This window comes from Catellatospora sp. IY07-71 (genome assembly GCF_018326265.1).
Taxonomy (GTDB): Bacteria; Actinomycetota; Actinomycetes; order Mycobacteriales; family Micromonosporaceae; genus Catellatospora.
The window spans coordinates 720785-732638 of record NZ_AP023360.1 but is presented as its reverse complement, the minus strand read 5'-3'; the positions used below and the strand labels follow the sequence as shown (position 1 = coordinate 732638).

The 11854-nt window shown below is 73.8% G+C and carries 12 protein-coding genes; 8 read left to right on the top strand and 4 right to left on the bottom strand.

The annotated features are described in order from the left end of the window. Positions 1 to 47 precede the first annotated feature (47 nt). Positions 48 to 1001, top strand: coding sequence for an endonuclease domain-containing protein (locus CS0771_RS03255; RefSeq protein ID WP_212839724.1), 954 nt, complete (start codon positions 48 to 50; stop codon positions 999 to 1001). A 55-nt stretch (positions 1002 to 1056) separates the two neighbouring features. On the opposite strand, the gene tsaE is transcribed toward CS0771_RS03255, so the two are convergent. The 3 genes from tsaE to alr all read right to left on the bottom strand — a co-directional run bounded on the left by tsaE (position 1057) and on the right by alr (position 3935). Beyond that, positions 1057 to 1530 carry a tRNA (adenosine(37)-N6)-threonylcarbamoyltransferase complex ATPase subunit type 1 TsaE gene (tsaE, locus tag CS0771_RS03250; RefSeq protein ID WP_212839723.1) on the bottom strand — a complete coding sequence of 158 codons (474 nt, stop codon included), beginning with the start codon at positions 1528 to 1530 and terminating at the stop codon, positions 1057 to 1059. Beyond that, positions 1527 to 2672 carry an alpha/beta fold hydrolase gene (locus CS0771_RS03245; RefSeq protein ID WP_212839722.1) on the bottom strand — a complete coding sequence of 382 codons (1146 nt, stop codon included), beginning with the start codon at positions 2670 to 2672 and terminating at the stop codon, positions 1527 to 1529. The genes tsaE and CS0771_RS03245 overlap by 4 nt, the downstream gene beginning before the upstream one ends. A gap of 126 nt (positions 2673 to 2798) precedes the next feature. After that, positions 2799 to 3935 carry an alanine racemase gene (gene alr, locus CS0771_RS03240; RefSeq protein WP_212839721.1) on the bottom strand — a complete coding sequence of 379 codons (1137 nt, stop codon included), beginning with the start codon at positions 3933 to 3935 and terminating at the stop codon, positions 2799 to 2801. A 168-nt stretch (positions 3936 to 4103) separates the two neighbouring features. Here alr and tsaB point away from each other — a divergent pair, with 168 nt between their 5' ends. The 7 genes from tsaB to CS0771_RS03205 all read left to right on the top strand — a co-directional run bounded on the left by tsaB (position 4104) and on the right by CS0771_RS03205 (position 10810). After that, complete coding sequence (tsaB, locus tag CS0771_RS03235; RefSeq protein ID WP_212839720.1) at positions 4104 to 4781, top strand: tRNA (adenosine(37)-N6)-threonylcarbamoyltransferase complex dimerization subunit type 1 TsaB; 678 nt, start codon at positions 4104 to 4106, stop codon at positions 4779 to 4781. After that, positions 4778 to 5218, top strand: a complete 441-nt coding sequence (gene rimI / locus CS0771_RS03230) for a ribosomal protein S18-alanine N-acetyltransferase (RefSeq protein WP_212839719.1) — start codon at positions 4778 to 4780, stop codon at positions 5216 to 5218. The genes tsaB and rimI overlap by 4 nt, the downstream gene beginning before the upstream one ends. Positions 5219 to 5220: 2 nt before the next feature. Then, positions 5221 to 6267, top strand: coding sequence for a tRNA (adenosine(37)-N6)-threonylcarbamoyltransferase complex transferase subunit TsaD (tsaD, locus tag CS0771_RS03225; protein ID WP_212845592.1), 1047 nt, complete (start codon positions 5221 to 5223; stop codon positions 6265 to 6267). Between the two features lie 26 nt (positions 6268 to 6293). After that, complete coding sequence (locus CS0771_RS03220; RefSeq protein WP_203742084.1) at positions 6294 to 6548, top strand: hypothetical protein; 255 nt, start codon at positions 6294 to 6296, stop codon at positions 6546 to 6548. A gap of 92 nt (positions 6549 to 6640) precedes the next feature. Beyond that, complete coding sequence (locus tag CS0771_RS03215) at positions 6641 to 7321, top strand: HAD family hydrolase (protein WP_244871300.1); 681 nt, start codon at positions 6641 to 6643, stop codon at positions 7319 to 7321. Positions 7322 to 7376: 55 nt separating this feature from the next. After that, a complete protein-coding gene (locus CS0771_RS03210) occupies positions 7377 to 9077 on the top strand; it encodes an ABC transporter ATP-binding protein (protein ID WP_212839717.1) in 1701 nt (566 codons plus the stop codon). After that, on the top strand, positions 9074 to 10810 hold the full coding sequence (locus CS0771_RS03205; RefSeq protein WP_212839716.1) for an ABC transporter ATP-binding protein: 1737 nt from the start codon (positions 9074 to 9076) through the stop codon (positions 10808 to 10810). The genes CS0771_RS03210 and CS0771_RS03205 overlap by 4 nt, the downstream gene beginning before the upstream one ends. Before the next feature lie 35 nt (positions 10811 to 10845). Here the strand turns inward: CS0771_RS03205 and CS0771_RS03200 are convergent, their stop codons facing one another. Continuing rightward, positions 10846 to 11829 carry a DNA adenine methylase gene (locus tag CS0771_RS03200; RefSeq protein ID WP_212839715.1) on the bottom strand — a complete coding sequence of 328 codons (984 nt, stop codon included), beginning with the start codon at positions 11827 to 11829 and terminating at the stop codon, positions 10846 to 10848. Between the last annotated feature and the right edge of the window lie 25 nt (positions 11830 to 11854).

Genomic DNA, 11854 nt, shown 5'->3' with positions numbered 1-11854 from the left:
CCACAGGGGCGGGAGCGGGAAAGCGGCGGGTGGGGCAGGGTGTCGGGGTGTCTCGGACTTCTCGGCAGAGCCCGCGGTTGGTCGGCAAGGTGTTCTCGGCGCGGGAGGCGATCGGGCTCGGGCTCGTCAGCGCCAACGAGCTGCGCGGCTCCGCGTGGCAGCGGATCTTTCGCGGGGTGTACGCCGACGCCCGGATGAGCGTGTCGCACCTGGCGCGCGGGGAAGCGGCCGTGCGCTGGCTCATCCCCGCACAGGCAGCCGTCGCGGGCCGCTCCGCGGTGGCGTTCCACGGCGGTCTGGCACCGCTGGACGCGGCACCGGTCGAGGTGCTCGTCCCGCCCACGCACAGATTCGGCCCGGTGGCCGGGCTGCGCGTGCACACGGCGGATGTCAGCACCGCCGAGTTCGTCTCGCGGGGCAGGGCAAGGGTCACGTCACCGCTGCGAACCTGCTGGGATCTGGCGCAGTGGTATGAGCCGGCCGAGGCTGTCGCCCACATCGACTCGCTGCTGGGCCGCGGCGCGGTCGACCTCAGTGAGCTGCGCAGACACGCGCATAACCAGCTGGACCAGCGCGGCGGCAGCCGGTTCGGGAAGGCGGTCGAGCTGGCTGACGGCGGTGCACAGTCGGCACCGGAGTCGCACACCCGGGTCGGGCTGGTGCTGGCGGGGCTGCCACGGCCGGTCACCCAGCACGTGATCGAGGATCGCGGCCGTTTCGTCGCGCGCGTCGATCTGGCCTGGCCCGAATACCGGGTCGCGGTCGAGTACGACGGCGTCTGGCACGCCCAGGCCGACCAGTTCCACCTGGACCGCCAGCGTCTCAACCGCCTGGTCGGCCAGGACTGGATCGTCCTGCACCTGACCGCCCAGCGCCTCCGCGAAGACCTCCCCGCCTTCACCGCCGAGGTCCGCACCGCCCTGCGCACCCGCGGCTGGCACCCCGTCCGTCGCGGCCGCGGAGCGGTGAGCAGTTTCGGGGATACTGCACGAACTTCGTGAGCCGAAGCTGCAGTTTCCCCGAAAGTGCAGGCCGAGAAGCCCGCCCGTGGCGGGGCTAGGGGGTGAGGGGTGCGAGGCGGGTGGGCCAGGTGCCGGCGTGGCCGACGAGGGTGACCTCGCGGGTGTCGTCGTCGCGGCGGTCGATGCGGACCTCCAGGTAGGAGTCGGCGAGCTGCTCGACCATGCCCTCGCCCCACTCGACGAGGGTGACCGAGTCGTCGACCGAGGCGTCGAGGTCGAGGTCGTCGACCTGGGCGCGCGGGTCGGTGACGCTGCCCAGCCGGTACGCGTCCACGTGCACCATCGGCACCGTGCCGCCCGCGGCCCGGTCGGGCCGGTGCACGCGCGCGATGACGAACGTCGGCGAGGTGACGTCGCCGAGCACCCGCAGGCCGCGCCCGACGCCCTGGGCCAGGGCGGTCTTGCCCGCGCCGAGCGGGCCGCTGAGCACGACCAGGTCGCCTGGCTGCAGCACGGCCGCCAGGCGGGCGCCGAAGGCGCGGGTGTCGTCCACGGTGGTCAGGATCATCGGAGCTCCAGCTCGTCCAGGAAGGTGATCAGTGCCTGGTTGACCTCGTCGGCGTGCTCCAGCATGGTCACGTGTCCGCTGTCGGGGATCAGGACCATCTTGGCGTGCGGCAGCAGCCGGCAGATCTCCTCGGAGTGCGCCACCGGGGTGATCAGGTCGCAGTCGCCGCAGATGACCAGCACGGGCACCTGGTTGAGGGCGCGCAGCGCGGGGTAGCGGGCGTGGCTGTTGATGGTGCGGATGTAGCGGGCGACGGTCTCGGTGCTGGTCCGCGAGTTCATCTGCTCCACGTACGACACCAGCGCCGGGCTGGGCTTGTCGCCGCCGAAGCCGTACCGCCTGGTCAGCAGCCAGGCGAGGTCGGTGCTGGCCTGCCGGGCCGCGTCGATCATCGGGCCGGTGAACCGGGCCGCGCCGGTGAGCAGGCCGAGCAGCGGGCCGCTGGCCCGGTTGAGGATGTTGGGCAGGTTGCCGTAGCTGATGCCGTCGAGCTGGCCGCCGCTCGTGGCCATGAGCACGGCGCCCGCCACCCGGTCGGCGAACAGGTCGGGGTGCTGCTCGGCGCAGGCCATGATGGCCATGCCGCCCATGGAGTGGCCGACCAGCACGATCGGCCCGACCGGGGCGGTGGCCTTGATGACGTCGTAGAGCGCGTCGCCGAGCGCGGGCAGCTCGTACTCGCCCTCGTGCAGCGCGGTGGACAGGCCGTGGCCCGGCTGGTCGTAGAAGACCATGCGGTGCTCGCCGAGCGCGTCCAGGGCCTTGCGCTGGAAGTGGAAGGTGCCCTGGTCGAGGCAGAAACCGTGGACGAAGATGATGGTCGGCTCGGGTGGGCCGGGGCGCAGCGGCTCGACCGCGATCCCGTCGACCGGCTCGACGATCTCGACGTGCAGCTCGACGCCGTCGTCGGTGGTGACGGTGAGCGTCTCGTCGTACGGCAGGCGGCCGAAGGGCTCGTCGGCGAACGGGTCGCCTTCCGGCTTCTCCCGGGTGCGCCGGACGACCAGCCGCTCGACGGCGACGCCCGCGGCGACCCCGGCCGCGGCGACACCGATCACGGCGCCGATCAGCCCGGCCCGCCGCCTGCCGCCTGCCGTCTTGTCCTTCGCCACGGCCTTGCTCTCGGCGGTCGTGTCGCTCATGCCCGCTCCTCGCTGCGCTCGTCGCGTGCCTGAGCCGAGCCGTGCCAGCCGATTCGCTCGCAAGGCTCGCTCATGCGGTCACCCCGCCGCGGCCGTCACGAGCCGCCGCGCCCGCGGTCCGGGCGCTCACGCGTCATCACCGCGGTACACGCGCGGGACCCGGGAGCTGCCGAAACGGGTGACGATCTCGTAGTTGATGGTGCCGACGGCGTCGGCCCAGTCGTCGGCGGTGGGCTCGCCGCGGTCGCCCGGCCCGAAGAGGATCACCTCGTCGCCCTCGGCGACCGGCGCGTCCCCGGCGTCGACCACGAACTGGTCCATGCACACCCGCCCGGCGACGGTGTAGCGGGCGCCGTTGAGCAGCACCGGGCCGCTGTTGGAGGCGTGCCGGGGCACCCCGTCGGCGTAGCCGAGCGGCACCAGGGCCACGGTCGACTCGCGCTCGGTGACGTAGGTGTGCCCGTACGAGATGCCCTGGCCGGCGGGCAGGCGCTTGGACAGCAGCACCCGGGCGCGGGCGGTCATCGCGGGGCGCAGCGAGGCGCGGATCGCCGGGTCCTCGACGGGGGACAGGCCGTACACGGCGATGCCGGGCCGGACCAGGTCGAAGTGAGCGTCGGGGCGGGTCAGCGTGGCGGCCGAGTTCGCGATGTGGCGCAGCTGCGGCTCGACGCCGAGGCGCAACGCGACGCCGAGCGCATCCGTGAAACCGGCGAGCTGGTGGTCGATGGTCTCGTGGCCGGGGGCGTCGGCGTACACGAAGTGGCTCCACACGCCGACGATCTCGGCGTACCCGTCGGCCTGGGCCTTGGCGGCGGCCTCGACGAGCTGCGGCCACTCCTGCGCGGTGGCGCCGCCCCGGGACAGACCAGTGTCGATCTTGAGGTGTAGCCGCGCGGCGCGACCGGCCTCGCGCGCCCCGGCGAGCACGGCCGCGAGCTGGGACAGGCTGGCCACGCTGAGATCGACGTCACGCTCGATCGCGCGGCCCACCGGCTGGCCGGGCAGCCACAGCCAGGACAGCACGGGGGCGGTCAGGCCGGCGTCGCGCAGGCCGAAGGCCTCCTCCAGGGTGCACACGCCGAGCCAGGTCGCGCCGCCGGACAGCGCGGCGCGGGCGGCGGCGACCATGCCGTGCCCGTACCCGTCGCCCTTGACCACGGCCATCACCTGCGCGGTGGTGTGCGACCGCAGCGTGGCCACGTTCGCGCGGATCGCGTCGAGGTCGACCACGACCTGGGATTGAGCGTCGCCTTGCCACATGTGTCCCAGACTACCCAGCAGTACGCCGCACACCGCCCAGGGCCGCGCGCCGTCCCAGAACCGGCGGCCGGAAGTCGATCAGGAGGCTGTGTCCACGACACGCCGCCGAGCCTTGCCATAGGTTCATGATCAACCGGGTGGGGCGGGGTGGGCAGTAGGGTGGGTGGCGTGTTGGTGCTGGTTCTGGATACCGCTACGCCGGCCGTGACGGCGGCGCTGGCGGAGGTCGGCCCGTCGGGGTATGCGGTGCTCGCGCAGCGGGCGGCGGTCGATGGCAAGGCGCACGGCGAGCTGCTCGCGCCGCAGCTGGACGCAGTGCTGGCCGAGGCGGGCGTCAAGCCCCGCGACCTGGGCGCGGTCGTCGCGGGGGTGGGTCCCGGCCCGTTTACGGGGCTGCGGGTGGGCCTGGTCACGGCGGCCTCGCTGACGATGGTGCTGGGCATCCCGGCGTACGGCGTCTGCACGCTGGACGCGCTGGGCCTGCGCACCACGGGACGGGTCCTGGTCGCCACGGACGCCCGCCGCCGCGAGGTCTACTGGGCGGTGTACGCCGACGGCAGCCCGCTGACCGGCCCGGCCGTGGACAAGCCCGCCGACGTGGCACCCCGGCTCGCGGAGTTCGGCGTGACCACGGCCGTGGGCGAGGGCGCGCAGAAGTACGCCGACCAGCTCGGCCTGCCCGTGGGCGACGCCCGCTTCCCGGACCCCGGGGCGCTGGTCGAGATCGCCGCACAGCGGGTCCGTGAGGGCGCGCCGAGCGAGCCGCTCACCCCGCTCTACCTGCGCCGCCCAGACGCGGTCGAGCCGTCGGCCCGCAAGCCCGCGCTGTCGGCGAGCGAACGATGAAGATCGACCGGCTGCGGTGGTGGCAGATCGACGAACTGCTGCCGGTCGAGGCGGACCTGTTCGGCGCCGAGCAGTGGACGGCGGCCATGTTCTGGAACGAGCTGGCCAACGGGCACCACTACCTGGTCGCCACGGACGACGACGGCAGCGTGCTCGGCTACGCCGGGCTGGCCGTCGGGCAGGGCGAAGGCTGGATCAACAACATCGCGGTACGCCGGGACGCCCAGCGGCGCGGCATCGGCCGGGCGCTGCTGGAAGGGCTGCTCGCCGAGGCGGGGCGGCACGGGGTGAAGCAGATCCTGCTGGAGGTCGCGGCGGACAACGCCGCCGCGCAGCGGCTCTACGCCGCGTACGGCTTCGAGGCGATCGGCGTACGCAAGGGCTACTACCAGCCCAGCAACACCGACGCCCTGGTGATGAGACGGGAAGAACCGTGACCTTGAAGGATGAGCCGCTGGTTCTCGGCATCGAGAGCAGCTGCGACGAGACCGGCGTGGGCATCGTGCGGGGGCACACCCTGCTGGCCGACGCGCTCGCCTCCAGCGTGGACGAGCACGCCCGCTTCGGCGGCGTGGTGCCCGAGGTGGCCAGCCGCGCCCACCTGCAGGCGCTGGTGCCGACGCTGCACCGGGCGCTGGACGAAGCCGGGGTGACCCTGGCCGACATCGACGCCATCGCGGTGACCGCCGGGCCGGGCCTGGCCGGGGCGCTGCTGGTCGGCGTCGCCGGGGCCAAGGGCCTGGCGCTGGCCGCCGAGAAGCCGATCTACGGGGTGAACCACCTGGCCGCGCACGTGGCGGTGGACACCCTGGAGCACGGGCCGCTGCCCGAGCCGGCGATCGCGCTGCTGGTCTCCGGTGGGCACTCCTCGCTGCTGCGGGTCGACGACCTGGCCCGCGGGGTGACCCCGCTCGGCGCGACCATCGACGACGCGGCCGGCGAGGCGTTCGACAAGGTGGCCCGGCTGCTGGGCATGCCGTTCCCGGGCGGCCCGCCGATCGACAGGGCGGCCCGCAACGGCGACCCGCTCGCGATCACCTTCCCGCGCGGCCTGACCGCCCCGAAGGACCTGGTCGAGCACCGGTTCGACTTCTCCTTCTCCGGCCTGAAGACGGCCGTGGCCCGCTGGGTCGAGGCGCGTGAGCGCAGCGGCGAGCCGGTGCCGGTCGACGACGTGGCGGCGAGCTTCCAGGACGCGGTCTGCGACGTGCTGACCATGAAGGCGATCGACGCCTGCCGGACGCAGGGCATCGACACCCTGGTCATCGGCGGCGGCGTGGCGGCGAACTCGCGGCTGAAGGCGATGGCCGCCGAGCGCGCCGCGAAGTACGGCATCACGGTGCGGGTGCCCCGGCCGAAGCTGTGCACGGACAACGGCGCCATGGTCGCCGCGCTCGGGGCGCATCTGGTGGCCGCCGGCAACGCTCCGTCCAAGCTGGACTTCCCGGCCGACTCCGCGATGCCGCTGACGCTGGTGGGCGTGTAGCTTTGCCCGGTGCTGAGGGCGACGACGTGATCGTGCGGATGTGGGAGGTGCGCGCATACCCGCGCACCTTCACGGACCTGCTGAACTGGGTATGCGACGAGGCGGTGCCGCGGATCGAGGTCGAGCCGCTGCACATCGCCAGCGAGGTGTTCTCCTCCACCGACCAGCGCATCGTGGTCATCTCCCGCTGGCGCAGCGACCCGCGTCCGCTGCCCGACCCGCCCGACAATCTCACCGCCCGCTCGCCCCACGTCTGGGACTTCACCCCCGTCGACCGGTGACCGACGCGGAACGGTCCGCCCGTGACGCCGATCCCGGCCGGACAGCGGTGCCCTCGCGTCCCATACTCCGGTAGCCTCTGCGCGTGCTGGACATGCGGCGGGCGCGGCGGCGGGGTGCGATCCTCTTCGACCTCTACGAGACGCTGCTCCCGGACCGGCCGCAGGAGCAGCGCGACGAGGTGAGCCGGCGGATGGCGGCGGCGCTGGGCGTGGCGCCCGAGCCGTTCGCGGCGCTGTTCCGCGGCACGACGTCGGCCCGGATGCGGGGTGAGTTCGGCACCCTCGCCGAGACGATCCGCACCCTGGCGTACCGGCTGGGCGGCGAGCCGACGGAGCAGGCGGTGCGGTTCGCGGAGGTGACCCGGCTGCGGTTCTGCCGCGAGCTGCTGTGGCCGCCCGCGGCCACGCTCGCGGTGCTGGACCGGCTGCGCGCGCTGGGCCATCCGCTGGGGCTGGTCAGCAACTGCTCGACGGAGACGGTGACGCTCTGGCGCGGGCAGCCGCTGGCGTCCCGGTTCGACGTGGCCGCGTTCTCCTGCCTGCTGGGCGCGGTGAAGCCGGATCCGGTGATCTTCCTGAAGGTCTGCGGTGACCTGGGGGTGGCGCCGGAGGACTGCGTCTTCGTCGGCGACGGCTGGGGCGGTGAGCTGAACGCGGCCGCGGCGCTGGGCATGCGCGTGATCCGCACCGTGGAGTACACCGACGGCGATCCGGGTTGGACCGGCGAGACGGTACGCCGTCTGGGTGACGTGCCCGGCCTCCTGGCTGCGTGAACGCTCGAAAAACGATTGGCGTTCCGCACGCGGCTTTAGTAAGTTCAGCGCCGCTATGCGATCCTTACCTGTCGCCGATCCCGGCACGCCCGACACCAGGTCAGCCGCCCGATACCTGTGGTGGCTGGCCTCGCAACAGTTGCCGACCATCGGGTTCGGCATGTTCTTCGGCATCATCTGGATGCTCACCGCGGCGCTGATGCCGATGGTGATCGGCAGGGCGATCGACGCCGGCATCACCACCCGCGACACCACCGCCCTGGCCCAGTGGGCCGGGGCGTTCCTGTTGCTGGGGCTGGTGCAGGCGGTCAGCGGCATCATGCGGCACCGCAACGCCATCTTCAACTGGATGTCGGCCAGCTTCCGCACCGTGCAGGCCGTGGTGCGGCACGCCAACAAGCTGGGCGCGACGCTGCCCAAGCGGCTGGCCACCGGCGAGGTGGTCGCCATCGGCGCGGCCGACACCGGGCAGATCGGCAACGCCCTGGACATCACCGCGCGCGGCTCGGCCGCCGTGGTCAGCCTGATCACCGTCACGATCATCCTGCTCACCGCGTCGGTGAAGCTCGGCCTGGTGGTGCTGCTCGGCGTGCCGGTGCAGATGGCGGTGGTCAGCCTGCTCATCAAGCCGCTGCACCGCCGCCAGCAGGCGTACCGCGACCAGCAGGGCACGCTGACCGGGCGGGCCGTGGACATCGTGGCCGGGCTGCGGGTGCTGCGCGGCATCGGCGGCGAGCAGGTCTTCGCCGGCCGGTATCGGGAGCAGTCGCAGCAGCTGCGCGCGGCGGGCATCCGGGCGGCGCGCATCGACTCGCTGCTGGAGGCGATCCAGGTGCTCATGCCGGGCCTGTTCCTGGCGCTGGTCACCTGGCTCGGCGCGCGGCTGGCGGTGACCGGCGAGATCCAGCCCGGCGAGCTGGCCAGCTTCTACGGGTACGCCGCATTCCTGATCATGCCGCTGCGCACGCTCGCGGAGATGCTGGAGAAGATGACCCGCGGGCACGTGTCGGCGGGGCGCGTGCTGAAGGTGCTGCGGCTGGAGCCGGAGATCACCGGCCCGGCGTCGCCCCGGGAGCTGCCCGCGCACGGCGTGCTGGCCGACGTGAAGTCCGGCCTGGCGCTGCGCCCCGGCGTGCTGACCGTGCTCGCCGCGGACCGGCCCGAGGACGCCATCGAGATCGCCGACCGGCTCGGCCGCTACACCGAGGGCGAGGTGACCCTGGGCGGCGTGCCGCTGGCCGAGGCCACCCGCGACGACGTGCGCGCCCGCATCCTGGTCGCCGACAACAACGCCCGCCTGTTCAGCGGCCCGCTGCGCGAGGAGCTGGACCCGGCCGGCGACGGGGACGACGCGCGGCTCACGGCGGCGCTGCACGCGGCGTCCGCCGAGGAGATCGTGGACGCGCTGCCCGGCGGGCTGGACGCGTTCGTCGCCGAGCGGGGGCGGGAGTTCTCCGGCGGCCAGCAGCAGCGGCTGCGGCTGGCCCGCGCCCTGGTCGCGGACCCGCCGATCCTGATCCTGGTCGAGCCGACCAGCGCCGTCGACGCGCACACCGAGGCCCGCATCGCCGACCGGCTGGGCGCCGCGCGGCAGGGCCGGACCACCCTGGTCGCGGCCACCAGCCCGCTGCTGCTCGACCGCGCCGACCACGTGGTGTACGTCGAGGACGGCAAGGTCGCCGCCGAGGGCACCCACCGCGAGCTGCTGGCCGCCGAGCCCGGTTACCGGGCCGTGGTCACGAGGAGTGTCGAATGAGGGTCCAGCTTCCGGTCGCCGATGCGCCCGCGGTACGCCGCTACGCCCGGCAGCTGACCCGGCGGCACACCGGCCCGCTGTTCCGGGTCGTCGCGCTGCACGGCCTGGCCGCGCTGGCGGGCCTGGTCACCCCGTTCCTGCTGGGGCGGCTGATCGGCGCGATCGAGCACGGCACCACCGTGTCCGCGGTCGACGGCATCGCCGTCGCGCTGGTGGTGTTCGTGCTGGTGCAGGCGGTGCTCACCCGGTTCGCCGCGTTCTCCTCGGCGAACCTGGGCGAGCGGGTGCTGGCCGAGCTGCGTGAGGAGTTCGTGGACCGGGTGCTGGCCATTCCGCTGTCCACCGTGGAGCGGGCGGGCACCGGGGACCTGGTCACGCGTACCAGCCGGGATGTCGCGCAGCTGTCCCACAGCGTGCGCCGCGGCGTGCCGGAGAGCCTGATCGCCGCGGTCACCCTGGTGCTGACCGCGGGCGCGCTGATCTGGCTGTCCCCGCTGCTCGCCCTGCCCTGCCTGGTCGGCGCGCCGATCATCATCGGCGGCGCGCGGTGGTACCTGCGCCGCGCCCCCAAGGCGTACCTGCGCGAGAACGCCGCCTCCTCCGAGGTGATCGACGGGCTCACCGAGACCTTCGACGGCGCGCGCACCACCGAGGCGCTGCGCACCGGCGCCCGCCGCATCACCCGCACCGACCGCGACCTGCACGAGCAGTACCTGGCCGAGCGGGGCACGCTGCGCCTGCGCACCGTGTTCTGGCCGGTGGTCGAGGTCGGCTTCGTGCTGCCGGTGGTGGCCACGCTGTTCCTCGGCGGCTGGTTCTACATCCAGGGCTGGGCCGAGCTGGCGCAGGTCGTCACGGCCGTGTTCTACGTACAGCAGCTCGTCGAGCCGATCGACCGGCTGCTGGGCTGGGCCGACGAGCTGCAGGTCGGCGCGACGTCGCTGGCCCGGCTGCTGGGCGTGGCCGAGGCCGGCGACGACCGCACGCCCGGCGACGCCCGGCCGGACTCCGAGCAGCTCACGGCGAGCGACGTGCGGTACGCGTACACCGAAGGCCGGGACGTGCTGCACGGTGTAGACCTGACCATCGCCCCCGGCGAGCGGCTGGCCATGGTCGGCCCGTCCGGCGCGGGCAAGTCCACACTGGGGCGGCTGCTCGCGGGCATCGACGGGCCGCGCACCGGTTCCGTCGCGGTCGGCGGTGCGCCGCTGGTCGAGCTGCCGCTGGAGGAGCTGCGCGGCCACGTCGCGCTGGTCACCCAGGAGCACCACGTCTTCCTGGGCACGCTGCGCGACAACCTGGCCCTGGCCAAGCCGTCCGCCGACGACGCCGAGATCCGCCGGGCGCTGGCCGCGGTGGACGCCCTGGACTGGGTCGACGACCTGCCCGAGGGCCTGGCCACCGAGGTCGGCAGCGGGAGGCACGAGGTCTCGCCCGCCCAGGCGCAGCAGCTCGCGCTGGCCCGGCTGGTGCTGGCCGACCCGCACACGCTGGTGCTCGACGAGGCCACCTCGCTGATCGACCCGCGCGCCGCCCGGCACCTGGAGCGAACGCTTGCCGCCGTGCTGGACGGGCGCACCGTCGTCGCGATCGCGCACCGCCTCTTCTCGGCCCACGACGCCGACCGCGTCGCCGTCGTCGAGGACGGCCGCATCACCGAGCTGGGCTCCCACGACGACCTCGTCGCCGCCGACGGCTCCTACGCCGCCCTCTGGCGCTCCTGGCAGAGCTGACCGCCCACTCGCCCTCGTCCGCCCGCACGAGGTGGTCAGGGGGAGGTGGTGCCGAGGACGGCGGCGGGGCCGCCGAGGCGGGCCACCAGGGCGGGGGAGAGGTACAGCGATTCGAGCGTGCGGGCGCGTCGGCCGTGCAGGGTCGCCTGCGTGGACGTGCCCGCATCCACGTGCAGATGGAGCAGGCCGAGGTCGGCGGGCAGCGGCTCGCCGTAGGCGCGGTCGCCGGTGCGTTCCCGGGACAGGCCGTCGTAGGACAGCACGAAGGACGTGCCCGCCGCGACCGCCTCGCGCAGCCGCGCCACGAACGCCTCGCGGGGCAGCCCGGCCATGTAACGGTGGTCGCGGGCCGAGCTGACGCCCTGGTAGGGCGGGTCCAGGTAGACCACGTCGGCGGGATCGGCGTGGGCCAGCACGTCGGCGTAGTCGGCCGCGTAGGCGCGGCAGCCGGCGAGCGCCCGCGCGGTCTCGGTGAGCCGCACCCGCATCACCTCGGGGCGGGCGCCCAGCCGCCGCTTGTCCGGGCCTTGGTTGAACCCGCCCTCGCGGTTGTAGCGCACCGCGGCCTTCACGCAGCGGGCCAGCAGGTAGAGCAGGCAGTGCGGCTCGCCGGTCGCGTTGAACCGGTCGCGTACGGCGTCGTAGTAGGCCCGCGGGTCGGCCTGCTGCGCGTGCCACAGCAGCGCGTAGTCGTCGGCCAGCGCCCCGGGCTCGGCGAGCACCCGCTGCCACAGCCGCATCAGCGGCACGTTGAGGTCGCTGATCTCGGCGGTGCGCCCGATGCGCAGATGCCGGGCCGCGATGGTCACCGCCGCCGACCCGGCGAACGGCTCCAGCAGCCGGTCGGTGTCGGCGGGCAGCAGCGGCACGATCGCGTGCGCGAGCCGGCGCTTGCTGCCCTGATACGGCAGCGCGTGCGGCACGTCGGCCAGCCCGGCCAGCCGGACCGGCGTCACCACGGGAACGTGCGTTTCCGGCTGGCGGGGCAGGGAAGCGGTGTGCCGGGACGATTCGGTCACCCTCACAACCATCCATTGTGCTGGA